This window comes from Ectobacillus ponti, assembly GCF_024294785.1.
Lineage (GTDB): Bacteria > Bacillota > Bacilli > Bacillales > Bacillaceae_G > Ectobacillus > Ectobacillus ponti.
Genome location: NZ_JANCLT010000017.1, coordinates 1 through 25,724 on the forward strand (window position 1 = coordinate 1; position 25,724 = coordinate 25,724).

The window sequence follows — 25,724 nt, forward strand, 5'->3', positions numbered from 1 at the left end:
CATGTATTAGGCACGCCGCCAGCGTTCATCCTGAGCCAGGATCAAACTCTCCATAAAAGTGTTTGTCTAGCTTCAAATAATAAATGTTGACGTTTTGTGTTTTGTTCAGTTTTCAAAGAACTGATGTGTCGCTCAAAAGCGACCTCTTGATATTAACATCTTCAAGTTTCGATGTCAAATCTTTTTTCTCTCGCTCACTGCGTTAATGCAGCAGCGACGTTTATTACTATAGCACGCCTGCAAATGAAGGTCAACAGCTTCACGCAAAAAATTTCATGTATCTTTAACATGCTCCAAATACACCTGGTCACCGGCATTCTTGTATGCCACTTGTATACGGCCCAGCTGGCACCGCACCATAAATGGCAATGTACGGCCTTCAGCGTGCCCATATATAAAGTAAATAAAAGAAGATACACTTTCCGCACCTCATCCATGCCCTCTGCTTTCTGAAATCAAGACACTTCAGTAAATTCTAATAGAAGCGAAAAAACAAAATATGATATATTGACTATGAAGAGGGGGATTAGGATGGGAATCAAATACACAAACAAGATTAACAAAATTCGAACGTTTGCATTAGGGCTGATATTTGCCGGGCTCTTTATTTCGTATCTCGGCGTGTTTTTCCGTGAATCTCCGCTTGTTATGTCCATATTTATCTTACTTGGCTTTGTGGCCATTATCGCCAGCACGATCGTGTACTTTTGGATCGGCATGCTTTCCGCCAAGACCTTTCAGGTTGTTTGTCCAACATGCGGCAAACCAACAAAAATGCTTGGACGTGTGGATGCCTGCATGCACTGCAAGCAGCCAATCACAACAGACCGGTCATTGGACGGCAAAGAGTTTGATGAATCCTATAATCGTAAGGTGCGTAAGAACTGAAGCTGCGGATATATGTAACGAGAGGGTTGTTTGCCGATTCACAATATGAACCGGCAAACAACCCTCTCTTTTCTCGAGACATCTTTATATAGTTATTGTCTGTCCATTCTCGGATGGGAAACAGCTGGGTGTACCTTGTTCAACTGAATTGTATCCCATGTCTTTTCTTTTTTGCCATGCGTCTCACAGTATCGTGTTGCTGTTACATAAATTCCAACAATAAGCAGCCCGAGGCAAAGAACCCAAAAAGAGTATGCAACCTTTTCAATCATACGCTATCTCCCCCTCTGCTCCTATTGTCCCAATCTCCGCAGCTCGGTACACCTTCCTTATCCTTGCAAACCGCTTAATTACTGGCGGGTATACTTTATTTACGCTGCCAAATCGTCCAACAGGCCCCCTATGTCAGCTGCACGTTATTGCATCCGCAACGAAAAAGAGAGAGCCGCCCCTTGGCTGACCCTCTCTCCTTGATTTATTTACAATCCGGACAAACGCCGTATAGCTCTAATCGGTGGCTTTTGATTGTAAAGCCTGTTTTCTCTGCTGCCGCCTTCTCCATCTCGTCTAATCCAGTGTACGGAAAATCAACCATTCTGCCGCATTCTTCACAGATGACATGGTAGTGCGGGCTGGTCACATAATCAAATCGGCTGGACGCATCTCCATAAGTCAATTCTTTGACAAGGCCGACCTCTTTGAATACGCGAAGGTTATTATATACAGTCGCCACACTCATGTTGGGGAACTTGCCTTCCAACGCTTTGTAAATCTCATCTGCCGTCGGGTGCGTCATGGATTCTACAAGATACTCGAGAACGGCATGACGCTGCGGAGTAATTCTGACACCCGTGCTCTTCAATAAATCAAGCGCTTCCTTCAATTCCTCTTTTACCACCGTCATGCACCTCAATTCTGTACGTATTCTTACTTTATAATATTTATAATCAGTGTACAGCTTATTCATTCATTCTGTCAACATTTCTACTATGTCCATGCCGCTTTTCTCCAAAATGATTACTTGCCGGCTTTACATGTGTATAGACTTCCATCCAAATATATAAGGCTTTTCACAGTATTCCCCGCCAGTTCCCGCTTCTTCAGCATCCTCAAATTGGAAAAGCTGTTTCCATAAAAAAAGTGCGGAATTGATCCGCACGTTCCAGTTATCATCTGAGGAGGTATGCCCTACACTCATACTGTATGCATATACTCAAAAATGTGTCTAGACGAATGCCCTGTTTTTTCAGGAAAGATGAGTGCGGATGTAATCAGCCACCTCTTCCGCATGGTTCTTCACCTTTACCTTGCGCCATTCTCTCACAAGATTTCCTTCCTTATCAATTAAGAAGGTGGAGCGTTCAATGCCCATATACTCCTTGCCAAAGTTCTTTTTCAGCCTCCAGACATCATACAGCTGCGCTGCCGTCTGTTGTTCATCTGCCAGCAGCAGAAACGGCAAACTGTATTTCCCAATAAACTTGGCATGCTTGTCCAATGGATCGGGGCTGATTCCGATAATCACAGTATCCTGTGCCTGAAATACATCGTATGCATCACGGAAATCACACGCCTGCGCAGTGCAGCCGGGCGTCATGTCCTTCGGATAGAAATACAGCACAACATTTTTCCCGTGATAATCAGATAAAGACACATCTGTCCCATTGCTTGCAGGCAAGGTAAAGTCCGGTGCCTGCTGTCCTGTTTGTATCACAATAAAACCTCCTTTATTGCTTGCTTCCTTTACTATAACCTATTGCCTGTTTTCATGCTCCATAACCGTCCGCATGACAAGCGCAAAAGGCATGGTATAGCCGACCATCGCCTCAATAATGGCAATCCAACGGCCGAAGCCGACCGGCGTAATGTCTCCATAGCCCACTGACAACAGTGTGATGGCACTGAAGTACATGCAAATCTCCACCATCTGAAAGGAGTGCACGTCCACCATTTTGCCGTCCTCCTCCAAAATGGCGAAGCCCATCTCCTCCAGCACAAGATAGCCGATGCCGAATGCGATAAGCACAGTCGAATAGATGAGAACCAGCAATGATAAGTTATAAAAGGAAAAAAAGTTCCTTGTGCCGGCCGCGGAGCGCCACAGCATCTGCAAGCTCTTAAACGTGGCGATTCCCGCCAGCATGAGAATACCGACCCAGATCATATCCCCCACCTCACTTCATTTGTATGAGGCGGGCGGACAAATTATATCAGTTTCCTGCCCCGCGGTACCGCTTTACACCCTGGTTCCAAATCAACACTGCCCCGGTGAAGAACACGAGTCCCATCACAGGCGTGAAGAAGGCATACGCGTACCACTCGCTCTTACGCAAAAAGTACGAAGCCGGATATACCCCGACAAAAGCAAACGGCAGCACCCACGTCAGCATGAACCGGATGACCTTGTTATAAATATTGACCGGATAGCGGCCATAGTTGCCGATGTTATACATAAGCGGCATGATGGAGCTCCGGGCATCTGACCAGAAGCCGATGCTCGCAAGTGACACGAAAATTCCGCCATAGACAAGCGCGCCTCCGGCAACCATCACCAGGAACAAGGGGATGTCATACCATTGGAAGACAAGACCGAGCTTCAACGAGGCATACCCCATAATAATCAGGCCGGTGAGTCCTCCAAGCAGCGACTCCAGTTCCATCCGCTCCAGCACCACCTGGAACAAGCTATGAATGGGCCGGGTCAGAATACGGTCCATTTCCCCTTTCACAATATACCGGTCGTTAAAGTCCCATATATTGAAGAAGGCGGAAAATAAGGCAAACGGCACAAGGAAGAAGCCGTACATAAAAATAACCTCTTCACGCGACCAGCCCTTCAGCTCCTGTGTATGGCCGAACACCACCAGAATGAAAATCAGGTTGACCGCCTGAAACATCATATCCGACAGCAAGCCCACTATAAGATCGCCCCGGTATTGCAATTTCGTTTTCATATATTGGCCCGCATATTGGGCAAACAGCTGTATATACATCATGCTTTATCCTCCCTGCACCACAAGCCGTTTTCTCGCTGTACGCCACATAAGTGTAATCGGAATCAGCAATAGGACAGCCCAGGCCGCTTGAAATAAGAGCGCCCGCTGTACGGCGGCCCCCTGAATCCCCTCCGAGAAAATCATGCTTGGAATATAACTGATTGCTTGAAACGGGAAAAATTGCATGACAGACTGCGCCCATAGCGGATAGAAGCTGATCGGCAGCAGCAAGCCGGAAAATAAATCAATCGTAACGCGCTTTGCATACATCAGTCCATCATTATTGAATAAGAAGAATGTCATCATGCCGGTCATCAAATTGATTTGTGTATTAATAATAAAGCTAAAGAGAATAGAGATGAAGAAATAGCCCCAGGCTGCCGGATTTGTTGTGATTTTCAACGCAAACAGCAGCGCCACGATCACCATGCCCGGAATTGAGAAAAATACGAAACGGAAAATCCCTTCGCCAAGACCTTGCATGACCTTCATTCCCAGATAGCTGTATGGGCGGATGAGTTCAACCGCCACCCGGCCCTCGCGAATTTCCGTCGCAATTTCCCGATCAATATTATTGAAGTAAAACGCACGGGCCATCCAGGCGATTGCCACGTATGTGGTCATTTGGCTGACCGTCAGCCCTTGAATGCTTCCCTTGCCGCCATAGATGGCATTCCACAGGAAGTAGTAAGCGCCAATATTAATGGTATAAATGACGATGCCGCTGTAATAATTGGAGCGGTACGCCAGCATCATCAAAAAGCGGATGCGGATCATTTCCAAATATTTACCCATGGACCATACCCTCTTCGTAAATATTGCGGATAATCTCTTCTGTGGACACTTCATTCACCTTAATGTCCTGAATGCGGAACGATTGCACGACCTTGGCGATCAGCATGGACAAAATTACTTCCTCATTCGGAATCTTCGCCGTCCAAACATTCTGTCCCGGTCCTTCACTCCAGCTGACGCCAGAATCCGGCATGAGCGAACCAAGCTGTGCATACGTGACCGGCACCGAGAACTGGAACTGAATCTCCTTCTCGTCGCCCCATTGCGAACGAAGATGCTCCAGGGCTCCGTCATAGATGATTTTCCCTTCATCCAGCATCACCACGCGATCACAAAGCGCCTCAATGTCCGAGATATCATGGGTAGTCAGGAGAATGGTTGTTTTGTATTTCTCATTAATTTCCTTCAGGAAGTCGCGGATTTTCAGCTTCACCAGCACATCGAGGCCGATTGTCGGCTCATCCAGAAACAAAAGCGGCGGGTTATGAATTAACGCAGCTGCCAGTTCGCAGCGCATCCGCTGTCCAAGTGACAGCTTGCGCACCGGCTTGTCCAGCAGCGGACCGATATCGAGCGTTTCAATGACATGCTTCATATGGGTGTCATAGTCCTCGTCAGACACGCCATACACCTTTTTCAGCAGACGGAAGGATTCCTGCACAGCAATGTCCCACCAAAGCTGCGAGCGCTGTCCAAACACAACGCCGATGGAGCGTACGAAGGCTTCCCGCTCCTTATGCGGGTTCATCCCATTGACACGGATATGGCCGGATGTCGGTGTCAGGATTCCAGTCAACATTTTAATGGTCGTTGACTTGCCGGCCCCATTTTCGCCGATATAGCCAATCATTTCGCCCTGCCGCACCTGGAAGGAGATGTCGTTCACGGCACGGATAACTTTATAATTACGGGTGAACAGATCGCGGAATGCGCCCTTCAGCCCCGATCGGCTGGAGTACGATGTGAATTCCTTGCGCAGGTCCCGCACCTCAATGACGTTTTTCATGATGTTGCCCCCTTTTTTCTTGCACAACGAATAGTTTACCCAAGGGGCACCCGCATCACAAACAATATGACTCATCAATGGAAGCAATTGAAAAACCATGCTACAATGATTGGATGTTGCATACTTTTTACAAGCAGGGTGGCAAGCCCTCTTCCGCAGATAGATAGGATAAAAAGGAGAGGAAGTACATTGAAATTCACAAAATCAGAGCAGACGCAGCAGGAAGCGCTGCAGCACATCGTAGGCGGCGTCAACAGCCCGTCCCGGTCTTATAAAGCAGTCGGCGGCGGCGCGCCGGTCGTCATGGAACGCGCAAAAGGCGCATACTTCTGGGATGTTGACGGCAACAAGTATATTGACTACTTGGCAGCGTACGGGCCTATCATTACAGGCCATGCCCACCCTCATGTGACGAAGGCCATCCAGACAGCAGCGGAAAACGGCGTACTGTACGGCACACCGACCACACTGGAAGTGAAGTTTGCGAAAATGCTGAAGGAAGCCATGCCGGCGATGGACAAGGTGCGCTTTGTGAACTCCGGCACAGAAGCAGTCATGACAACCATCCGCGTGGCGCGCGCCTATACAGGCCGCACAAAAATTATGAAGTTTGCCGGCTGCTACCACGGCCATTCCGACCTCGTGCTGGTGGCAGCAGGCTCCGGTCCTTCCACGCTCGGCACACCGGACTCTGCCGGGGTTCCGCAAAGCATTGCGCGTGAGGTAATCACCGTTCCCTTCAACGATGTAGAAAGCTTTGCAGCTGCACTGGACAAGTGGGGCCATGAAGTGGCGGCTGTCCTGGTAGAGCCGATTGTCGGCAACTTCGGAATCGTCGAGCCAAAACCAGGCTTCCTGGAACAAGTGAACGAGTTGTCACATACGGCAGGGGCGCTTGTGATCTATGATGAAGTCATCACTGCCTTCCGCTTCATGTATGGCGGCGCGCAGAATCTCCTTGGCGTTACGCCGGATTTGACTGCCATGGGCAAAATTATCGGCGGCGGACTGCCAATCGGCGCATATGGCGGCCGCAAGGAAATTATGGAGCAGGTCGCTCCGCTCGGACCGGCGTATCAGGCTGGCACGATGGCCGGCAACCCGGCCTCCATGGCAGCGGGTATCGCCTGCCTTGAGGTGCTGCGGCAGGAGGGTGTGTACGAGAAGATGGATGAGCTTGGCGCCATGCTGGAGGCCGGCATTTTGGCGAAAGCAGAAGAGCACCGCATTCCCATCACAATCAACCGATTAAAGGGTGCCCTGACTGTTTTCTTCACAACAAAGAAAATCGAGAACTACGACGATGCACAGAGCACGGACGGCGACCTGTTCGGCAAATTCTTTAAGCTCATGCTGCATCGCGGCATCAATCTCGCCCCTTCTAAATATGAGGCATGGTTCCTGACAACGGAGCATACGAAAGAGGATATCGAGCATACCATCCAGGCTGTCGGCGAAGCCTTTGCCGAACTGAAAAAAGAAATGTAAGACATAAAGGAGAAAGTGAACAAAAAGGGAATATTTCCTTTTCCTCACTTTCTCCTATTTTATATTCTTGAGATTAATAGTATAATTATACAAGGAGACTGTACAAATATAACTATTTCCTTATAATGACTCTTGTTATCCTTTCCATTTTTCCGTATACTAGGCGTAATATACACTGAATAATCAAATAATTATAAAAAGTTGTACTTTTAGACTTGGATGGAGGTGGCTGGCCCATGGCCAACAGAAATGCAAACAACTGGACTCCCGCGCTGTTCCGGGATTTTCACCTGACAGAGCACGATGCTTGTGGCATCGTTTCCGTGATGGAAAAGAGACGTATTCCGACAAAAGAAAACATTGACCTGTGTATACAGTCTCTTGTGAAGATGAACCATCGCGCCGGCTTCATCAATGGAGAAGGCGACGGCATTGGCATTCACATTGATTTGCCGCGTGCGCTTTGGAAGGAAAAGCTGGCTGAAAACGGCTTGTCTCCTGACCTGGCTGAGCACCCAAGCTTTGCAGTCGGGCATTTCTTTTTGGATAAAAAGCACAATCCAGCATCCATTCAAGAAGACATGCGTGCTGAATTTGCAGGGAAAGGCATGCAGCTGATTTGGGAAACTGAGTCTGTGACAAACAGCGCTGCATTAGGTCCCATTGCGCAGCAAGAAGAGCCAATCTTCTGGCAAGTTGCACTTCTATTGGAGCACGGCACAGAAAATGCTGAGCGCTTCCTGTTCGACCTGACCATTAAACTGGAGCAAAATGATGCGGTGCATGTCGCTTCTCTCAGCCAACATCATGCCGTCTATAAGGTAATGGGGGCCGGCGACACACTGGTTGCTTATTATGATGACCTGTCCAATCCGCTCATTGCTTCCACCATGACATTGGGGCACAACCGCTATTCCACGAATACGCTGTCCAACTTTTTCCGTGTGCAGCCATTCAGCGTTCTTGGCCACAATGGCGAAATCAACACCATTGCCAAGCTGCGTGACCAGGGCGATATGATGGGCATCCCGCTGACAAACGGCGGCAGTGACTCCCAAGATTTGAACCGGACGATTGAAACATTGCTTGCCCGTTACGACTTTACACTGTTTGAAGCCGTAGATCTCTTATTCCCGCCAATTATTAATGAAATCAAGCTCTATAAAGAACACCTGCAGGATTTGTACACGTACGCACGTGAAGCGTGGGGCCATTTTGCCCAAGGCCCTGCCGGCATCATCTCCCGCTACAAGGATGAGGCCGTATTCAGCGTGGATGCGCTTGGCCTGCGCCCGCTTTGGAAGGTGGAAACAGAAACATCCTTCATCTTCTCCTCCGAGCCCGGAGTTGTGCCGCCAAACGAGTATACGGCCGAGCCGAAGTCACTGGCGCCGGGTGAAAAAATCGGCTTGAAGTGGAATGAACAAGACGAGCTCGTCCCTTATGAATATGAGGTGTATCAGGAGGAAGTATATAAGCGCTTCAGCCAGCGTGTAAACCTTGCCGGCTACCGCGCCAATCTGACGCCGCCGGCACCGGAGGAGATTGAAGGCCTGGCTCCGGCCGCCAAGGTCGAGGACCGGCAGTACTCCGCTTTCGGCTGGGACCGTGAACATATTCAACTCCTTGAACAAATGGCGGAAAAAGGCGCTGAGCCGATCCGCTCACTCGGCCATGATGCGCCGCTGGCTGCGCTGGACCCGGACCGCCGCAACATTGCTGATTTTATAAAGGAAAGCGTGGCAGTTGTAACAAACCCGGCCATCGACCGCGACCGTGAAGTGGAGCACTTCTCCACCCGCACGATTCTTGGGAAACGTCCGTCTCTCAAGGAAGAGCATGAGCGGCCGTTCGTCGTAGAGCTTGCTTCCCCTGTGCTTCTTGAGGGTGAAGTTGGACAGCAGGCCGCTGAACAAACCGGACAGCTTTCTTATGAACAACTCATCCGTCTGTTTGCCAACCATGCGACCATTTATCGTCTGCATGCTGTATATACAGAAGAGGAGACACTGGCGGGCGCCTTGGACCGCTTGGCGGAGGAAGCCGTGCTGGCAGTCAGAAAAGGGGCCTCTCTCCTGCTCGTGGACGACGCAGCCGCACATCAGGACGGCAAGCTTTGGATTGACCCGCATCTCATCACAGCCAAGCTGCAGCAGACTCTTGCAAAAGAGCAGCTGCGCCGTGAATGCTCCGTCATCCTGCGCTCCGGCGCGATCCGTTCCCTGCATGATCTGGTGACGGTATACGGATTGGGTGCAGATGCAGTGAATCCATACCTGATGTTTGCCACGGTGAGCGATGAGACCATCAAGCCTTGTGTGAACCTGTATCAGGCGCTGAACAAAGGTCTGGAGAAGGTCATCTCCACAATCGGCATTCATGAGCTGCGCGGCTACGGACGCTTGTTCTCCGCAATCGGGCTGCATCAGGAAGTGGCTGATGTACTGAATGTTGTCAACTTCTTGGGCTCAGAGAAGGTGGCATTCGGCTTTGAAGCCATGAAGCAGGATGCGCTGCAGCGCCTTGCTGACTACAGCAAAGACGGCATTAGAATGCGCAAAACGTTCCACATCTTCCCACGCGTCTGGAAAGCGATCGGCGATGTGGCGAAGGGCAACGGCTATGATGACTATCGTGAGAAGCTGAACGAGGTGGAAGCGAAAACACCGATTTCCATCCGCCATCTGGCTGACTTCCGCTTCTCCGACACGCCGGAAGCAGCAGAACATGTCAGCATCAAGGCCGGCGAGCACGACCTGCCATTTATCATCAGTTCGATGTCCTTCGGTTCCCAAAACGAAGTGGCCTTCCGGGCATATGCAGAGGCTGCCGACCAGCTGAACATGATCAGCTTGAACGGTGAAGGCGGCGAGATTAAGGATATGATCGGCAAATATCCGCGCACCCGCGGGCAGCAGGTTGCCTCCGGACGCTTTGGCGTAAACGCAGATTTGCTGAATTCCTCCAATCTCATTGAAATTAAAATCGGGCAAGGGGCAAAGCCTGGCGAAGGCGGACATCTCCCTGGCTCCAAGGTAACGGCAAAAATTGCCGAGGCCCGTAACGCAACCATCGGCTCTGACCTGATCTCACCGTCCAACAACCATGATATCTACTCAATTGAGGACCTGGCTCAGATCGTTACCGAAATTAAGACAGCAAACAATCAGGCAAAGGTTGCCGTAAAGGTACCGGTTGTGCCAAACATCGGCACCATTGCGGTCGGCATCGCCAAAGCCGGCGCTGACTTCATCAACATCAGCGGCTTTGACGGCGGCACAGGGGCCGCCCGTATCCATGCCCTGCAGCACGTGGGCCTTCCTGTTGAAATCGGCGTAAAGGCAGCGCATAACGCTTTAATTGAGGCCGGCATGCGCCAAGGCGTCGAAATTTGGGCAGATGGCGGGATGCGCAGTGCGGCAGATGCGATGAAGCTCATGCTGCTTGGCGCGAACCGCATTGGCTTTGGCACACTTTCCATGATTGCAATCGGCTGTACGACATGCCGCGGCTGCCATCTGGATACGTGCCATGTGGGCATCGCAACACAAATTGAATCCGAAGCACAAGCAAAAGAGCATGGTCTGCGCCGCTTCGTGCCGCGTGAATTGCAAAGCGCTGTACAAGGACTGATCAATCTGTTTTCCACGTTCGGCCTGGAACTGAAGCGCTTGACCGGCCAGCTTGGCTTCACAAGCCTGCAGCAAATTGTCGGCCGCTCCGATCTTCTGGAGCAAACACGCGGCCTGCAGCTGCTGGATTTGTCCAATATGCTGGAGGTGCGCGAGGCAGAAGCGCCGCTTACGGTTATTCCACAAACAGCTCAGTCGCAGGATTACGAAGTCGGATCCCGTGAGCTTGTGGCTGTCGGTGTCGACCAGCGCGTCATGGGTGCGTTGGAATCCTGCTACCGTACACGCGCGAAGCTGGCTGGCGGCACATTGCCTCCAGAGCCGGTCACGCTGAAGTATAAAAACGGCATCCCGGGCAATGGCCTCGGTGCATATAACAGCGACAACATCTTCATTCACGTAGGCGGCGGCGCCCAGGATGGCATCGGAAAAACATCCCATGGCGGCGGCATCTATGTGATGAAGGCAAAAGGAAAAGACGGCAAGTTTTATAACGGCTCCGTCGGCAAAGGCTTCGGCTACGGTGCGCAAAAAGGCGCGCTCTATGTCCAGGGCAATGCTGACGCCCGTGCAGGAATCCGCCTCTCCGGCGCCGATATGATCATTGGCGGCCGTCTGCAGCGTCCGATTCCTGCCGAAGAGCACGGCAACCTCGGTGTCCATGCGAACATTAAGGGCTTTGCCTTTGAGTATATGACAAACGGCCGCGGCCTTGTGCTCGGCGATCCGGGCCCATGGATTTGTGCCGGTATGACAGGCGGCGTCATCTACCTCCGCCATCAGCCGGAGATGGGGCTTGATGAAGCAGCCATCCGCCGCCGTATTGCAAAAGGGGCGAATGTCACTTTGCGCAAGCTGAGCCAAAAAGGCCAGGCGGATGTTACCCAGATGCTGACAGACTATATGCGTGTATTGGCGCAAAATGGCCAGTATGAGGAAGTCAACCTTGTGTCCGCTCTGCTGGATGACACAGCGAACAACTTCCTGGAGGTTATTCCAACCAAAGAGCAAGCAGACCCTTCCGTATCAACAGAATGATGCATGTAAAGAGGCTGACCGATACAATCCGGTCAGCCTCCTCTTTTATGTAGACTGTATCATTTTATATAGCAGGTTCGGCCACCAATCCATAATCCCCCACTTCTTGCCGAGACGAATGGCGACTGTATCCGTTGTCGGGCTGATGTAGAGCACCTGGCCCAAAGCTCCCAGAACAAAGAAATCGTTGTCTGTTTCTCCGTTTAAGTGCCCCCACCACAAATACTTATAATATGCCTTATTTTGGCGGAACCACATTTTCCCCCACGGGTGCTTATCATAGTAACGAAAATGCTCTCGTGCTGTGGTGACATTTATGCAACTCGTGGACTCCTCCACCCAAGCACGCGGCACAATTTGCTTTCCTTCCCACTCTCCCTTGCGCAGATACAGCATACCAAACTTCGCTAAGTCAATTGCTGTCATCACAAGTCCACTCTCTGTTTTTTCGAATGCATGCTTTTCGCTGTCGGTAATGAAAAAGCCTGGAAATTGCATACGCAACGGCTGCCAAATTGCTTCATCCAACTGCGCAGTGATGCTTTTTCCTGCTGTCCGCTCCAGAATTAAGCCGAGCAGAAGCAAATGATAGTCATTGTAGTGGAAGAAGCCCCTCTCTTTCTCTTCCTTTACCGACAAGGCAAGCTTCCTGGCATTCGGATGCAAGTATACCTTTGCCTCATCCCTCCAGGGAACATGTCCTTCCTGAAACACCAGACCGGCATCCATTTGCAGCAGATTTCTAATTGTCAGGCTGGTGTTCACTTCCGGGAGATACCGGGACACACTGTCATTCACACTGCCAATATATCCGTGCCCGACTGCTATGCCGACCAGAGCGGACATAAACGATTTCGTAATGGAAAAGAGCTTTTGCGGCGTATGCCGGTCATGGCCGTTGAAATATTGCTCATATAATATCTTTCCGTCTCTTATAATAAGAAGGGCGGTCGTACCCGACTGCTCCATCAAGCTATGAAACTCAGAGGAACGCGGCTGTCCTTTATGCATGTATTCAATCTTGGAGAAATCAGCCGGACAAGGCGCTTTCTCAAACAGATAGGGGCTTGGATGCGGCCGCAGGCTCTTGACGGGGAGGAACCTGTAATCATCGTAAGCAACTGAAAATTTGTGCCGAAGCATGTAGGAAAGAAAAGAGCTGAAATAGTACGGTTCTGCTGTGTTGGGATTCATGATTTCTCCTCCAATTATGTCTAACCCTCCTATTATTCTCCGCTCTTGCGTATTTTCCTTTCTGCTTTCTGCATAAGAAACCGCTTCAGCTTTCTTTACAATCATTCTACTAAAATCTCCTTGCCTTCCCTGTAGGATACATGTATAGTAACATAATGTTTCTAGCAATCTTTTGGAAAGAAAGGACTACGAAATTTTTATGAAACTCGGTGCTCGGATTCTGAAAACGGGTATTGCCATTACTCTTGCTTTGTATGCAGGTATCCTGTTAGGGCTGCCTTCCCCGGTATTTGCCGGCATTTCTGCTGTATTTGCTGTACAGCCTTCAGTGTACCGCTCTTACCTGACTGCCTTGGAGCAGCTGCAGGCCAACGTGATCGGCGCAATCTTTGCCATCGGCTTTTTGCTTGCCTTTGGGAACAATCCATTTATTATCGGCTTAACGGCGGTGCTGGTGATTGCCCTTGCGCTGAAATTTAGGCTGGAGAATACCATCCCGATTGCGCTCGTAACAGTCATTGCCATTATGGATTACACCGGCACAGGCTTTTTCGGCTTCGCCTTCTCCCGGTTCATTACCATTATGCTTGGGATTCTTGCCGCGTCGCTGGTGAATATGGTCTTTATGCCGCCGCGCTATGAAACAAAGCTGTATCATCGTTTGGAGGCGAATACAGAGGAAATTGTAAAATGGATCCGCCTCAATATCCGGCAGGCATCTGATTTTATTACGCTTAAGACCGACATTGACCGTATGAAGGAAAAAATGATCAAGCTGAATCATCTATACCTGCTGTATCATGAGGAACGCAGCTATACAAAGAAAGCCCGTTATGTGAAAAACCGTAAGCTCGTGCTGTTCCGGCAGATGCTGACCACCACAAACCGTGCGCTGGATACATTGAAGCTGCTGCACCGTTTGGAGAATGAACTCCACCAAATGCCGCAGGACTTTCAGGAGTTGATTCGCGCAGAGCTTGACTGTCTGGTCAACTATCATGAGCAGGTCATTCTGAAGTTCATCGGTAAAACAAAGCAGCAGGCTGCACCGGATATGTGGAATGAGGTTTGCGCTTCTAAGGATCAGCTCATTCATGTATTTGGACGTTATCAACACTCGGAGCAAGAGGATGACTATAAAACCTGGCTGCACCTTTTCCCTTTAATTGCGGCAATTATTGAATATAACCAACAGCTTGAGCATTTGGACCGCTTGATCGGAAGCTTTTACACCTATCATAATCCCGAAGATGAACTGAACATCCAGGAAAAACGGGAGGACGAATAAACAAAGAGGGAGTTGACCAAAGTCAGCTCCCTCTTTTCTCATCCTTCTATAGCTTTGCGAAGCTTTTCATTTACAATCGCAGTCCAGCCATAATCCATCCGCTCACGCACAATGGCGCTTTTCTCATTTGCTTTTGGCAACAGGACATCTGCCTGCTTCCAGCCGCCATGAACCAAGGTGAACTCCGTTTTGTCTCCCAAATCCTTCAGGATAAAAGAAACCACCCAGCCGTCTGTATCCCAGGCAAAGGAGAGCTGATGAGGCGCTTCCACCTTCAGCACCTTGCATGGCGAAGGGCCAAACGGCGACTGCAGGTGGAACTCATATCCTTCCTCCAGCTTCAAATCGCTTGGCATAAACCATTGCGCAATTCCCTCGGATGTCGCCACTTTCTCCCAGACCTGCTGAATAGGTGCTTCTAATACAATTGTTTTCTGAATGTCCTGTACTGCCTGGTTCTCCATATACTCGACCTCTTTGCTTCATTTTCCCTTCATACTATAGCAGGAAGCCAAAGCACGTCAATGGACGGGTGGGCTTCTAGACTGTTTTATTTTTCAGCAGGAGGTATAAGAAGTAAGGCGCCCCGATCAGAGACACGATAATTCCGGCAGGCAGCCCTTCCGCTGTCCCTATATTGCGGCCGATTGTATCCGCCAGCAGCAGCAGCCAGCCGCCCATGAGAATGGCCAGCGGCACAAACAACTGATGTCTCGGCCCGACAAATGCTCTTGCCATATGAGGTGCCATCAGGCCAATGAAGGCCACTCCGCCAGTTACGGAGACAGCAGCAGCCGCCAGTGCCACAGCGGTTGTCAAAAGTACGACCCGCTCCCGCTCCAGGGACATCCCCAAGCCAATGGCGGCCGGCTCGCTCAAGCCGAGTATATTCAGCCGATTTGCCTTATATAAAGTAAAAGGAATGAGAATCACCAGCCACGGCAGGATGGCCCAAATGAACGGCCAGTCCGCCCCCCATAGACTGCCGGCCAGCCATTTGGCGATAAAGTCCGCCTTGGTGCGGTCGGCAGAAGACGTCAGAACAATCATGACGCCTGACAGTGACAAGGAAAAGCCCACGCCAATCAAAACAAGACGGATCTGCTGCAGACCGCTCCGCCGGCTGTACGACAGCAAATAAATACAGAGAGCCGTCAGAAATGCCCCAAAGAACGCAACAAGCGGCAGCAGGTATACAAATGAGCCTACTTCGATAGGAGCAAACAAAAAGAAAACAGCTACAGCCGCACCGGCTCCGGAGTTAATGCCAATCATGCCGGGTTCCGCCAAATCGTTCCGGGTAATCCCCTGCAGAATAGCACCTGATAAGGCTAATGCCATTCCAGCCAGCAGGGTGATGATAATGCGGGGCAGGCGGATGGAAAAGAGAATAAATTCTTCTTTCAGGCTTCCCTGTCCAAGCAAGGTTGGAACCAACCGGTCATAGGACAAGGATGCCTGCCCCAAGCCCAGTGCTGTGACAATTGTCAGAACAATCATAAGAGAGAACAGACAGATGAGAATGCGCTGTTTTCGGAGTAACGCTGATTGAATCATAGACCTCGCCCTCCTCTATGCACAATAAAAAGAAAGAATGGCAGACCGAGTACTGCCACGATTGCCGCAACCGGCGTTTCGTACGGGGCATGAATCGTACGGCCGATTGTGTCGGCCAGCAGCAGGAAGCTGGCCCCCGCGACCGCGGCAAACGGTACAATATAACGATAATCTGTTCCGACAATCGAGCGGACGATATGTGGAACCAGCAAGCCGATAAAAGCCATGTTGCCGACAAGCGCCACGGAAGCACCGGCCAGCAGGATGACAACGATGAACAGGACACCTTTTACAAATGCGGTTTTCTGCCCGAGTGCGACCGCCACCTCTTCGCTCAAGCTTAGAATGGTAAGCTGGCGCGAAAGGACAAGAGCAAGCACAAAGCCAACCATAATAAAAGGTGCGATAGCCTGCAGCTGCCCCCAGGTCGTGCCAATCATTCCGCCGGCTGTCCACATGGACACGTCCTTGGACACTTTAAAATACAGACCGATTCCCTCCGCAATTGCATATAAAAACACGGAAATTGCTGTTCCCGCCAGCACGACCCGAAGCGGAGAAAAGCTGCTCCTCCCCGCAGCACTGATACCAAAAACGAAGAGAGCTCCAACAGCTGCTCCAATAAAGCAAGCAACCATAATCATAAAGTAATTGGCTGATGGAATGCAGGCAATGGTGACAGCCAAAGCCGCATTGGCGCCCGCTGTCAATCCGAGCAGCCCCGGGTCGGCCAGGGGATTCCTGGTCATTCCCTGCATAATTGCCCCGGATACAGCCAAGGCAGCCCCAACCAGGATGGCGGCAATCTCCCGCGGCAGCCGAATTTCCCGGATAATGTTCAACTGCTCTCCAACTGCATGGGAAGTGAGGGCACGCCACACATCCCGCACAGCAATATCAGCCGCCCCGAAAATCATGGAGACAAGGAACATGCCGGCAAATACAATAAGACCGGCGATGAATTTGTAAATAAAGGAGTTAGAGGAGTTCATTTGTTCAATCAGCTCTCATCTTTATAGAATAGGAGAAAAGGAATTCCGGCTGCCGGAATTCCTTTTCTCACTTTACTTGCCCAAGAAAGATTCTTCAAAGAACTTCAGCTGTGCTTCCAGCGTAATTGGGTCGCTGAAGGAAGCGCCGTTGCCATCCATTTCAAACACACGGTTATTTTTCACAGCAGGAATGTTCTTGTAAGCTTCTGTCTGCTGGAAGGAGCTGTCCGCTGTAGAATACTTGCTCAAAATGACATAGTCTCCGGCATATTGTGGCAGCACTTCTGCAGAAATTGCAAAGTAACCCGGTTTCAGTGCGTCTGCCTTCACCTTTTCAGGCATGTTCAAGCCCATTGCCTGATATAGAATTTCTGTACCGCGCGCCCAGTTATTGCCGAATACATACAGTTGTTTGTCAAAGTTTTCAATGACAGAAACGGTAGCCTTGTCACCGATTTTTGCTTTAATCTTTTCACCCGATGCTTCCGCGCGCTTCTTAAAATCTTCTACCCACGCAGTCGCTTCTTTTTCCTTGTTCAACAGCTTGCCGATTTCAATATGCTGATTCAGGTAATCCTGCTTGCCCCATGTGAATGTGACCACTGGTGCAATTTTCTTTAGCTTATCGACGTTTTTCATGTTGGACAGCCCGATGATAAGGTCAGGGTTCAGCTCCATAATTTTCTCCAGGTTCTCGTCGGACACCTCTGCGGCATTCTTCAGACCTTCTGCAAAGCGCGGGCTTGTTTTCGCCCATTTATCCGCGCCCACGATGTTGACTCCCAAATCCAGGACATTTCCTGCAAATCCAGCCAGCATGACAACCCGCTTCGGATCAGCAGGAACCTCTACCGGTCCGTTCTCGGACTGATATGTAATGGTTCCCGACTTCTTTTCCTTCGCACTCGCAGTTTCCTCTGTTTTTGTTGTTTGCTTGCCGCAGGCACTAACGAGCAGCACCAGCAACAGAATGAACGGAAGTATTTTTTTCATACTTTTCCTCTCCCTTTAGTAGGTTATAAGTCAAACACATAGGCTTATTGGTCAGCGGGTCCCGGCCAATTTCCGCCTGTATGTGAAATACCTTTCTCAGTGTTTCTGCCATCATCACTTCTTCAGGTGGCCCAGCCTTCACCACCCGGCCATCCTTCATCGCAATCAAGTAATCTGCAAAGCGGGCAGCCTGGTTCAAATCATGCAGCACCATAACAATCGTTCTTCCCTGCTCCGTGTTCAGCCGCTGCAGCAGCTCCAGCACCTCCAGCTGATGGGCCATATCCAGATAGGTGGTTGGTTCGTCCAGCAGAATAATATCGGTTTCCTGCGCAAGCGCCATGGCAATCCAGACACGCTGCCGCTGTCCGCCGGATAATGCATCAATAGGACGATACTTGAAATCTGCTGTTCCAGTTACCTCTAATGCCCAATCCACAATGTCATAATCACGCTTGGTCAATCTGCCAAAGCCTTTCTGATAAGGAAAACGGCCGTAGGATACGAGCTCTCCCACAGTCAGACCACCGGCGCTTTCCGGTGTCTGAGGCAGAATCGCCAGCTTCTTGGCCAATTGCTTGGTGGGCTCCTGCAAAATATTCTTCCCGTCTAAAATGACTGTGCCGGACTGGGGCTGGATGATTCGCGCGATGGCCTTCAACAGCGTTGATTTCCCGCAGCCATTTGCTCCAATAATCGTTGTAATCTTCCGGTCTGGAACCTGCACATTCAGGTTTTCCACTATGGTACGTTCTCCATAGCCGATGTTCAAATCACTCGTATGTAGACGAACCATCGTCTCCACCTCCTGTCAGTAAGATGGTTTATTTGATAATGATTATCAGTTTCATAACGTAAATCTATAATACTTTATCATTCCTGTCAATTGCTTTTTTGTCATATTGCCAGAAGAAACCGGACACATTATAATCAAATGATAATGATAATCAATTACGATTAACGTAAGGGAGTGGCTGATATGTGTCAAGAGAATCTATTTGATATTACGATCATAGGCGGCGGTCCGGCGGGATTATATGCTGCTTTTTATAGCGGTTTGCGCGGAATGAAGACAAAGCTGATTGAATATCAGCCGCAGCTCGGCGGCAAGCTGCACATTTACCCTGAAAAAATGATTTGGGACGTGGGTGGGTTGACTCCTGTATCCGGTGAAGCCCTGCGGACACAGTTGGTCCAGCAAGGGCTGACTTTTGGACCGGCGGTTGTGCTGAATGAAAAGGTAGAATCCATTCAACGGAATAAGAATGGGCAGTTTGTGCTGCAGACTGCTTCCGGGCAGCAGCACAGCTCCAAGACAATCATTATTGCAGTGGGGAGCGGCATCTTAAATCCGCAGAAGCTGAATATTGAGGGCGCAGAACGCTTTGAAGTGACTAACCTGAATTATACGGTGAAATCCCTGCAGCATTTTAAGGATAAGACCGTTATGATCTCCGGCGGCGGCAACACCGCAGTGGACTGGGCCAACGAGCTCGTGCCGGTGGCCAAGCAGGTATACTTGACCTATCGCAAGCAGGAGCTGACTGGACATGAAGCGCAGGTTTCCCAGCTTTTGAACAGCTCAGCCAAGTGCTTGTTCAATACCTCCATCACCAAGCTCATTGCCGGAGTTGACCATGGCCGCATTCAGATGGTGGAGCTGACAAATCACGCGACAGGTGATGTTGCTTCCTTGCCGGTTGATGAAGTCATTATTAATCACGGCTACGAACAGGATGCTTCGCTTCTGGCAACCAGCAAACTGGATATTGCCTTGGCTGACAATTACTATGTGGCCGGCAATGCTTCGTGCGAATCATCTGTGCCCGGCATCTACGCCGCCGGGGATATTGTGGCATATGAAGGTAAGGTAAACCTGATTGCCGGGGCATTTCACGATGCAGCCAACGCGGTGAACCGGGCCAAGCAGTTTATTCAGCCGGATGCCGCGAAAAACGCTATGGTTTCTTCACACAACGAGGCATTTAAGGAGCGGAACCGTGCGCTCATACAGCAGATGATCCGTACCTGATCCAAGGATTTAAGCCAGCTTGGAGACGGATTGGACAAAGAGAAAAGGATGAAAGCGGCTGCCTTCATCCTTGTACATGCTCAAAATTCTGAATGTGATATAAGCTGTAGTAATAGCCTTGCTTCCGCATGAGCTCCTCGTGCGAACCCATTTCCTTGATTTCACCATTCTCAATGTAAACAATTGTATCCACATGCGTAATCGTCGACAAGCGATGGGCGATGATAATGGTCGTGCGGTCCTTTGCCAGCACCTGCAGGGCCTCCTGAATGTATCTCTCATTCTCTAAGTCTAGCGCTGATGTCGCTTCATCCAAAATAAGCAGGGATGGACTCTTCAGAAATACACGGGCAATGGCAATGCGCTGCCGCTGTCCGCCTGAGAGCTTGACGCCGCGTTCGCCGACCAAAGTGTCATAGCCGTCCGGCAGGCTCATGATAAAATCATGGGCATGCGCGGCCTCTGCCGCTGCAATTACGTCTTCCTCCGAAGCATCCGGACGGCCGTACAGAATGTTGGCCCGGATGGTATCGCTGAAGAGAATGTTATCCTGCAGCACAATGCCGATATGGCTGCGCAGACTGTGCACGTCATAATCTCTGACATCAATGCCGTCGATGCGGATGCTTCCCTCAGTCACATCGTAAAAGCGCGGAATCAGGCTGACCAAGGATGACTTTCCGCCGCCGCTGAGTCCCACAAGCGCCACCTTCTGCCCCGGCCGGATATCCAGCGAAATGTTCTGCAGGGCATACGGGTCACGCTCATTGTAGCGGAAGGCCACATCCTCAAATGCCAGCTGCCCCCTCATCACTTCCTTATGCACAGCATCCGGACTGCTTTCGATTTCGTAGGGCTCATCCAGCAGTTCGAACACCCGGTCCATGGAGGCAAAGGATTGCGTCAGCGTTGTAGAGGAATTGACAAGCCGGCGCAGCGGATTGTACAAGCTGTCCATATAGCCGACAAAGGCAACCATGGTTCCAAGCGTCAGATTGCCATGCAGCACCTGATAGGCCGTGAACCCGATGACAAGCAGCGGGCCAAGGTCAGTCAGCGTGTTGACAGAAGAAAACGTTTTGGCCGTCCAGCCGGTGTGATTCAGCGCCCTCACCAGAAATTCCTGATTCTTTCCGTCAAACTGCTTCTTCTCATACTCCTCCAAGGCGAAGCTTCGGGTGACCGAAATCCCCTGAATGCGTTCATGCAGATAGCCTTGCATGGAAGCGAGCGCCTGCGACCGCGCTTTGGTCAGCTGCCGCAGCCGCGCAAAGAAGTATTTGACTGCCACCGCATACAGCGGCAGAATGAGCAAAGCAATCAGGGTAAGCTTCGGGCTCATGGAAAACATCACGCCGATGGCGATAAAAATAGTGGCTGTATCCAGCCATACATTCATCAGGCCGGTAATTACAAAGTCTTTGGTCTGCTCCACATCGTTAATGACACGGGAAATAACCTCGCCTGTTTTCGTATTGGAATAGTAGCGCAGGCTGAGCTTTTGCAGATGGGCAAAGATATGCTTGCGCAGATCATAGAGCACCCGGCTGGCCAAGCTTTGCGCCAGGTATTGCCGATAATATTCAATCGGTGGCCGGAGCACTGCAAAGATGAACAGGGCAATCCCCATTACTGTCAGCAGCTTTCCTGTTTTATCCGCCAGCGGACCTTCCGCCTGGATAATGTCGTCAATAATATATTTCAGCAGCAACGGTGTCAGCAGCGGAATCCCAAACTTAATGAGCCCAATGACAATGGTTGCGAGAATCTGGCCGTTATACGGCTTCACGAATTGCAAATACCTTTTGATGCCTTGCATAAGCATCCCCCCTGGTCTCTCTTTGATGTTACGAAGAAAACCTGCCGAGTATACCATCCGGCAGGCTGTCATCATCCGCGATACGTTAGGTAGCGCTCATACCAAGTATCTATGAAATCGGGCGCAAACGGCCCTTTCCGCTGGTGGATCCACTGTGTCAGCGCATCCACATTCCGCCTTAAAATTGTATCAATGACATCCGGATAATTCATAAGCTTGCGGTGCTTCTCATACTCATCCTCGTCGAGCAGCACATAGGTCATATCCGGATACACCTTAATGTCCAGGTCATAATCAATATACTTTAAGGCTTCTGTATCGTAGGCAAATGGAGAACTTAAATTGCAGTAGTAGTATACACCGTCATGCCGAAGCATGCCGATAATATTGAACCATTGGCTGCCGTGAAAATAACAGATGGCCGGCTCGCGCGTAATCCACGTTCTCCCGTCCGATTCCGTGACAAGAGTACGGTCATTCGCGCCAATGACTAAGCTTTGGGAACCCTTGAGAACCGTTGTTTCTTCCCAGATTCTATGAATAAAGCCATTGTGCTTATAGCTGTGTATCTGTATCTTTTCTCCTTCCTTGGGAACAAGCATGTTTTCTCCCTTCTTTCTCTTTAGACGCCGCTCCGTTGGTAGTCTTTTCTTACTATTATAACGGTTTTGGCAATATTTTAAAACATAAGAGCCGCTTATTATCAGCGGCTCTCCCTCACATATGCACTTTTTCCTGCTGAAAAGAATGAATCACCTGCTGTGTCTGCGCTTCAAACACTTGCTGTACATGCAAAAGCGTCTCCTTTTTCTGCCGGAGGTTTTCCTGCACCTGCTGCAGACCTGCTGCATCGTTTTGCTTCATATATGTCTGCTCGAGCTGCTGGCAACGCTCCAGCTCCAGCTGCAAATCCAGCAGCTGATCCATTGTTCTCAGTTGTTCACCTACCAGCCGGTCAAACTCATTCATTTCTCCCTCTCCTTTATAAAAAAGTCCTATCCCATGTATTCGCAGTATACTTCTGTTTTCCTTTGACTACATTTGTTGGTCTGGGGGAAGTTCTGTCACAATTACACGAATGGAAAAGCACTCTCCTGAATCAGGAGAGTGCCCCGCCCAACCTTATTGTTGAGATTGGGAGCCGAATTGGCCGGAGTTTTGTGCCTTTTTCGCTTCAGCTTGCTGATTCTGTTGCTTCACGTGTTGCACATCAGTTGTGTCAACAGAAAACTCAGCGCCGTAGCCGGCATTGGATTGCTTCACATGCTGAACACTAGTGCCGGAAGCTGTTTTACCAAAGTTCTTTTGTTGTTGGTTGTTATTCATCATTCTCACCTCCACAACAGATAATGTAACCAGCACCCAGCGGCAGTATCCGGATAAAATTTTTGTGAAATTTCAATTTCAGACGAATAGTACGCACCTCACCTACTCAAACTAAGGAAAAATTTTCATAAAGGCGGGGATACGTATGTATGTGGGACGCGACATGACAGAGCTGACAATGGTGCCGAAGAATGAATGGAAGAAGGACGAGCTTGCTTATTTTCACCATTCACTGCAGCAAATGATGCCGTATCTGAATGTGGAAGGGCAAACCATCTATAAGGAAATCATTAAGGAAATTGAAGACCGCGGCGGCATGCAGCGGGCAGAGGCCGATTGGACGCATGGCACAAGAGTATCATATGACTGATCGAGAAAAGACAGGCAGCCAATCGGCTGCCTGTTCAAGCTTGTACCACATATTGTTCAAAGATATTGCGATGGGAACGCGAGAAGGTATACTCGGCAAACTCCTCTTCGGTTAACAGCTTCAGGCTGTCCGTCTCCCGCACTTCGCCTTTGACCTTACCCCGGAACACAAAAATATCCCAAGTGCGGTGCGTGAAGCTATGCTGCACGGTGCCGACAAACTCGTCCACTTCCACAGCGAGGCCGAACTTCTCCTTTGCATAGTAAGACAGCTGCTGCTTATGCTTGCTGACGCCTTCCTGCAGCTCTATATTGGGAAATTCCCACATGTTTGCCAAGAGACCGCTGCTTGGCCGCTTATTGACCACATACCTGCCGTCCTCTGCCCGCAGAATACCCGCTGCCAGCGGCACAATGACCGGGTCCTTTGCCTTGCTCTTGACCGGCAGCTCCTTCTGCACACCCTCATGGAAGGCGCGGCAATGCTGGCGGACCGGGCAAAGCAGACAAGCCGGATTCTTCGGAATACAAATGAGTGCTCCGAGCTCCATTAATCCTTGGTTAAAATAAGATGGATTTTCCTTCGAAATCACTTCTCGTATAATGTCCTCAAACAGCTTGCGCGTTTTCGGCTTGGCGATATCATCCCAAATGGATAGGATACGCGAAAACACCCGCATGACATTGCCGTCGACAGCCGGCTCCGGCACACCGTAAGCGATGCTCAGGATAGCGCCCTTTGTATAAGGTCCAACGCCCTTCAGCTTGCCGATTTCCCCCGGCGTATCCGGCACTTTGCCTCCATAGGTTTCTTTCACTTCTTTTACTGCCGCATGCAAATTCCGCGCCCGGGAGTAATAGCCAAGACCCTCCCAAGCCTTCAGCACCTCATCCTCATGGGCATCAGCCAAGGCTTCCAGTGTCGGAAACTTTTCCATAAAACGATGATAAAAGGGCTTCACGGCCTCTACGCGTGTCTGCTGCAGCATAATTTCGGACACCCAAATCCGATAAGGATCCTTATTGATGCGCCAAGGCAGATCACGCTGTTCCTCCGTAAACCAGCCGATCAAATCCTGCTGAAACGTCTCAGCCTGAAAGCCCTGCAATATTTCCAAATGCTCCTTCAAAAAATAACCTCCTATGAGAACGTTCTGATTGACATATAAATAATATTATAAAGAAAAAACACTGTATTTCCTAAGCATTTCCCCTCAGGAAATTAAAGGCAAATGCCTTGCTTGTATTGAAGAAAAAGGGGTACAGTATAGAAAAGAGTTCGAATTGGAGGTTGTCTGACTATGGACACAGCCACACATCTCATGATGGGTGTGACCCTCGGCGGCTTGGCAACGCTGGACCCGGTCATCGCACAAAGTGCAGTCGGTCCGCAGGCCGTCATGCTTGCGACGATTGTCGGCTCAAACATTCCTGATATCGACACAGTCCTGAAGCTTCGCAACAATGCGAAGTACATCCGCAACCATCGCGGCATCACACACTCCATCCCTGCTGTCCTGCTTTGGTCTTTTCTCATCAGCGTTCTGGCCTATGCCTTCTTTCCTGCCGGCCCATACGCCCACCTGCTGCTTTGGTCCTTTATTGCTGTCTTTCTCCATGTATTTGTGGACATTTTCAATGCCTACGGCACACAGGCGCTGCGCCCGTTCACCCGCAAATGGGTTGCTCTTGGCGTCATTAATACCTTCGACAGCGTCATTTTTCTCATTCATACGGCAGCGGTCATCCTTGTCTTTCTGGGAACAGAACGCGGGTTTACTTGCATGGCTGCCTATCTGATCACCTTGCTGTACTACATCGGCCGTTTCATTATGCGGCAAAACGTGGAAAGCATTGTCCGAAAGAAATTTACAAATGTCGAGCAGGTCCTCATCTCCCCGACATACCGCTTTTATCATTATCATCTAGCTATCGTGACAGATAAATATTACTATGTGGCACGGTCGAACCGCGGCAATATTATGGTGCACGACAAATTTGAGCGGGTGCCGCTGCCGGATAACCCTGTTATTGAAGCTGCCCGCAAGGACCAAAATATCTCGGCGTTCCTTTCCTTCTCGCCTGTATACCGCTGGGACATTTTCGACTTCGGCGACCACTATGAGGTGCGCTTCATTGACCTGCGCTACCGCAGCAAGGATTATTATCCGTTTGTCGCCATCGTGCAGCTGAATCAAAATTTGGAGATTGTCAGCTCCTACACCGGCTGGATTTTCAGCGAGGAAAAGCTGCGCCGGAAGCTGGAGCTGCTGCCAGGATAAGAAAAAAAGCGCTGAATCCAGCGCTTTTT

24 protein-coding genes are annotated in these 25,724 nt (G+C 50.0%); 7 read left to right on the forward strand and 17 right to left on the reverse strand.

Annotated features, from left to right (window positions below; genetic code table 11):
• Nucleotides 1–531 precede the first annotated feature (531 nt).
• Entirely contained in the window at nt 532–888 is a 357-nt protein-coding gene (locus tag NK662_RS20770) for a YgzB family protein (protein ID WP_254760885.1), read from the forward strand.
• 475 nt (nt 889–1,363) lie between these two features.
• Here NK662_RS20770 and perR read toward each other — a convergent pair whose 3' ends face one another.
• From perR to NK662_RS20800, 6 genes are all read right to left on the reverse strand, one after another.
• Nucleotides 1,364–1,792, reverse strand: coding sequence for a peroxide-responsive transcriptional repressor PerR (gene perR / locus NK662_RS20775; protein WP_254760886.1), 429 nt, complete (start codon nt 1,790–1,792; stop codon nt 1,364–1,366).
• A 342-nt stretch (nt 1,793–2,134) separates the two neighbouring features.
• Entirely contained in the window at nt 2,135–2,605 is a 471-nt protein-coding gene (gene bcp, locus NK662_RS20780; protein WP_438503649.1) for a thioredoxin-dependent thiol peroxidase, read from the reverse strand.
• Nucleotides 2,606–2,641: 36 nt separating this feature from the next.
• A complete protein-coding gene (locus tag NK662_RS20785) occupies nt 2,642–3,052 on the reverse strand; it encodes a potassium channel family protein (RefSeq protein ID WP_254760888.1) in 411 nt (136 codons plus the stop codon).
• 46 nt (nt 3,053–3,098) lie between these two features.
• A complete protein-coding gene (locus NK662_RS20790; protein WP_254760889.1) occupies nt 3,099–3,884 on the reverse strand; it encodes an ABC transporter permease in 786 nt (261 codons plus the stop codon).
• A 3-nt stretch (nt 3,885–3,887) separates the two neighbouring features.
• A complete protein-coding gene (locus NK662_RS20795) occupies nt 3,888–4,679 on the reverse strand; it encodes an ABC transporter permease (RefSeq protein ID WP_254760890.1) in 792 nt (263 codons plus the stop codon).
• On the reverse strand, nt 4,672–5,685 hold the full coding sequence (locus NK662_RS20800; RefSeq protein ID WP_254760891.1) for an ABC transporter ATP-binding protein: 1,014 nt from the start codon (nt 5,683–5,685) through the stop codon (nt 4,672–4,674). The genes NK662_RS20795 and NK662_RS20800 overlap by 8 nt, the downstream gene beginning before the upstream one ends.
• Before the next feature lie 189 nt (nt 5,686–5,874).
• Between NK662_RS20800 and NK662_RS20805 the strand changes: the two genes are divergently transcribed.
• The gene (locus NK662_RS20805) at nt 5,875–7,173 is read left to right on the forward strand and encodes a glutamate-1-semialdehyde 2,1-aminomutase (protein WP_254760892.1); all 1,299 of its coding nucleotides are present in this window, start codon (nt 5,875–5,877) and stop codon (nt 7,171–7,173) included.
• A 236-nt stretch (nt 7,174–7,409) separates the two neighbouring features.
• On the forward strand, nt 7,410–11,843 hold the full coding sequence (locus NK662_RS20810) for a glutamate synthase-related protein (protein ID WP_254760893.1): 4,434 nt from the start codon (nt 7,410–7,412) through the stop codon (nt 11,841–11,843).
• 45 nt (nt 11,844–11,888) lie between these two features.
• Here the strand turns inward: NK662_RS20810 and NK662_RS20815 are convergent, their stop codons facing one another.
• The gene (locus tag NK662_RS20815) at nt 11,889–13,037 is read right to left on the reverse strand and encodes a serine hydrolase domain-containing protein (RefSeq protein WP_254760894.1); all 1,149 of its coding nucleotides are present in this window, start codon (nt 13,035–13,037) and stop codon (nt 11,889–11,891) included.
• A gap of 199 nt (nt 13,038–13,236) precedes the next feature.
• Here NK662_RS20815 and NK662_RS20820 point away from each other — a divergent pair, with 199 nt between their 5' ends.
• Nucleotides 13,237–14,325 carry an FUSC family protein gene (locus NK662_RS20820; protein WP_254760895.1) on the forward strand — a complete coding sequence of 363 codons (1,089 nt, stop codon included), beginning with the start codon at nt 13,237–13,239 and terminating at the stop codon, nt 14,323–14,325.
• Between the two features lie 38 nt (nt 14,326–14,363).
• Here NK662_RS20820 and NK662_RS20825 read toward each other — a convergent pair whose 3' ends face one another.
• The 5 genes from NK662_RS20825 to NK662_RS20845 form a co-directional block, all read right to left on the reverse strand.
• Nucleotides 14,364–14,789, reverse strand: a complete 426-nt coding sequence (locus tag NK662_RS20825; protein ID WP_254760896.1) for an SRPBCC family protein — start codon at nt 14,787–14,789, stop codon at nt 14,364–14,366.
• Between the two features lie 76 nt (nt 14,790–14,865).
• On the reverse strand, nt 14,866–15,882 hold the full coding sequence (locus NK662_RS20830; protein WP_254760897.1) for a FecCD family ABC transporter permease: 1,017 nt from the start codon (nt 15,880–15,882) through the stop codon (nt 14,866–14,868).
• The gene (locus tag NK662_RS20835) at nt 15,879–16,874 is read right to left on the reverse strand and encodes a FecCD family ABC transporter permease (RefSeq protein ID WP_254760898.1); all 996 of its coding nucleotides are present in this window, start codon (nt 16,872–16,874) and stop codon (nt 15,879–15,881) included. The genes NK662_RS20830 and NK662_RS20835 overlap by 4 nt, the downstream gene beginning before the upstream one ends.
• 72 nt (nt 16,875–16,946) lie before the next feature.
• A complete protein-coding gene (locus tag NK662_RS20840; protein WP_254760899.1) occupies nt 16,947–17,867 on the reverse strand; it encodes an iron-hydroxamate ABC transporter substrate-binding protein in 921 nt (306 codons plus the stop codon).
• A complete protein-coding gene (locus NK662_RS20845; protein ID WP_254760900.1) occupies nt 17,821–18,663 on the reverse strand; it encodes an ABC transporter ATP-binding protein in 843 nt (280 codons plus the stop codon). Before NK662_RS20845 ends, NK662_RS20840 begins: the two co-directional genes overlap by 47 nt.
• 183 nt (nt 18,664–18,846) lie before the next feature.
• Between NK662_RS20845 and NK662_RS20850 the strand changes: the two genes are divergently transcribed.
• Nucleotides 18,847–19,899 (forward strand): NAD(P)/FAD-dependent oxidoreductase, encoded by a 1,053-nt coding sequence (locus NK662_RS20850; RefSeq protein ID WP_254760901.1) that lies wholly within the window; start codon nt 18,847–18,849, stop codon nt 19,897–19,899.
• Between the two features lie 64 nt (nt 19,900–19,963).
• Here the strand turns inward: NK662_RS20850 and NK662_RS20855 are convergent, their stop codons facing one another.
• From NK662_RS20855 to NK662_RS20870, 4 genes are all read right to left on the reverse strand, one after another.
• Complete coding sequence (locus NK662_RS20855; RefSeq protein ID WP_254760902.1) at nt 19,964–21,718, reverse strand: ABC transporter ATP-binding protein; 1,755 nt, start codon at nt 21,716–21,718, stop codon at nt 19,964–19,966.
• A 71-nt stretch (nt 21,719–21,789) separates the two neighbouring features.
• The gene (gene ntdP, locus NK662_RS20860) at nt 21,790–22,320 is read right to left on the reverse strand and encodes a nucleoside tri-diphosphate phosphatase (RefSeq protein ID WP_254760903.1); all 531 of its coding nucleotides are present in this window, start codon (nt 22,318–22,320) and stop codon (nt 21,790–21,792) included.
• A gap of 115 nt (nt 22,321–22,435) precedes the next feature.
• On the reverse strand, nt 22,436–22,687 hold the full coding sequence (locus NK662_RS20865; RefSeq protein ID WP_254760904.1) for a YgaB family protein: 252 nt from the start codon (nt 22,685–22,687) through the stop codon (nt 22,436–22,438).
• A gap of 153 nt (nt 22,688–22,840) precedes the next feature.
• Nucleotides 22,841–23,044 (reverse strand): gamma-type small acid-soluble spore protein, encoded by a 204-nt coding sequence (locus NK662_RS20870; RefSeq protein WP_254760905.1) that lies wholly within the window; start codon nt 23,042–23,044, stop codon nt 22,841–22,843.
• Between the two features lie 145 nt (nt 23,045–23,189).
• Here NK662_RS20870 and yfhS point away from each other — a divergent pair, with 145 nt between their 5' ends.
• On the forward strand, nt 23,190–23,414 hold the full coding sequence (gene yfhS, locus NK662_RS20875; protein WP_254760906.1) for a mother cell protein YfhS: 225 nt from the start codon (nt 23,190–23,192) through the stop codon (nt 23,412–23,414).
• A 34-nt stretch (nt 23,415–23,448) separates the two neighbouring features.
• Here the strand turns inward: yfhS and mutY are convergent, their stop codons facing one another.
• Nucleotides 23,449–24,543 (reverse strand): A/G-specific adenine glycosylase, encoded by a 1,095-nt coding sequence (gene mutY / locus NK662_RS20880; RefSeq protein ID WP_254760907.1) that lies wholly within the window; start codon nt 24,541–24,543, stop codon nt 23,449–23,451.
• A gap of 171 nt (nt 24,544–24,714) precedes the next feature.
• Here mutY and NK662_RS20885 point away from each other — a divergent pair, with 171 nt between their 5' ends.
• Nucleotides 24,715–25,695: a metal-dependent hydrolase gene (locus NK662_RS20885; RefSeq protein WP_254760908.1), complete on the forward strand. Its 981-nt coding sequence runs from the start codon at nt 24,715–24,717 to the stop codon at nt 25,693–25,695.
• Nucleotides 25,696–25,724 lie beyond the last annotated feature (29 nt).

Excerpts from the sequence above, each read along its gene's own strand:
- NK662_RS20770 (WP_254760885.1), top strand. The coding sequence starts at position 532 with ATGGGAATCAAATACACAAACAAGATTAACAAAATTCGAACGTTTGCA.
- perR (WP_254760886.1), bottom strand. The coding sequence starts at position 1,792 with ATGACGGTGGTAAAAGAGGAATTGAAGGAAGCGCTTGATTTATTGAAG.
- NK662_RS20785 (WP_254760888.1), bottom strand. The coding sequence starts at position 3,052 with ATGATCTGGGTCGGTATTCTCATGCTGGCGGGAATCGCCACGTTTAAG.
- NK662_RS20790 (WP_254760889.1), bottom strand. The coding sequence starts at position 3,884 with ATGATGTATATACAGCTGTTTGCCCAATATGCGGGCCAATATATGAAA.
- NK662_RS20795 (WP_254760890.1), bottom strand. The coding sequence starts at position 4,679 with ATGGGTAAATATTTGGAAATGATCCGCATCCGCTTTTTGATGATGCTG.
- NK662_RS20800 (WP_254760891.1), bottom strand. The coding sequence starts at position 5,685 with ATGAAAAACGTCATTGAGGTGCGGGACCTGCGCAAGGAATTCACATCG.
- NK662_RS20810 (WP_254760893.1), top strand. The coding sequence starts at position 7,410 with ATGGCCAACAGAAATGCAAACAACTGGACTCCCGCGCTGTTCCGGGAT.
- NK662_RS20815 (WP_254760894.1), bottom strand. The coding sequence starts at position 13,037 with ATGAATCCCAACACAGCAGAACCGTACTATTTCAGCTCTTTTCTTTCC.
- NK662_RS20820 (WP_254760895.1), top strand. The coding sequence starts at position 13,237 with ATGAAACTCGGTGCTCGGATTCTGAAAACGGGTATTGCCATTACTCTT.
- NK662_RS20825 (WP_254760896.1), bottom strand. The coding sequence starts at position 14,789 with ATGGAGAACCAGGCAGTACAGGACATTCAGAAAACAATTGTATTAGAA.
- NK662_RS20830 (WP_254760897.1), bottom strand. The coding sequence starts at position 15,882 with ATGATTCAATCAGCGTTACTCCGAAAACAGCGCATTCTCATCTGTCTG.
- NK662_RS20835 (WP_254760898.1), bottom strand. The coding sequence starts at position 16,874 with ATGAACTCCTCTAACTCCTTTATTTACAAATTCATCGCCGGTCTTATT.
- NK662_RS20840 (WP_254760899.1), bottom strand. The coding sequence starts at position 17,867 with ATGAAAAAAATACTTCCGTTCATTCTGTTGCTGGTGCTGCTCGTTAGT.
- NK662_RS20845 (WP_254760900.1), bottom strand. The coding sequence starts at position 18,663 with ATGGTTCGTCTACATACGAGTGATTTGAACATCGGCTATGGAGAACGT.
- NK662_RS20850 (WP_254760901.1), top strand. The coding sequence starts at position 18,847 with ATGTGTCAAGAGAATCTATTTGATATTACGATCATAGGCGGCGGTCCG.
- NK662_RS20855 (WP_254760902.1), bottom strand. The coding sequence starts at position 21,718 with ATGCAAGGCATCAAAAGGTATTTGCAATTCGTGAAGCCGTATAACGGC.
- ntdP (WP_254760903.1), bottom strand. The coding sequence starts at position 22,320 with ATGCTTGTTCCCAAGGAAGGAGAAAAGATACAGATACACAGCTATAAG.
- NK662_RS20865 (WP_254760904.1), bottom strand. The coding sequence starts at position 22,687 with ATGAATGAGTTTGACCGGCTGGTAGGTGAACAACTGAGAACAATGGAT.
- NK662_RS20870 (WP_254760905.1), bottom strand. The coding sequence starts at position 23,044 with ATGAATAACAACCAACAACAAAAGAACTTTGGTAAAACAGCTTCCGGC.
- yfhS (WP_254760906.1), top strand. The coding sequence starts at position 23,190 with ATGTATGTGGGACGCGACATGACAGAGCTGACAATGGTGCCGAAGAAT.
- NK662_RS20885 (WP_254760908.1), top strand. The coding sequence starts at position 24,715 with ATGGACACAGCCACACATCTCATGATGGGTGTGACCCTCGGCGGCTTG.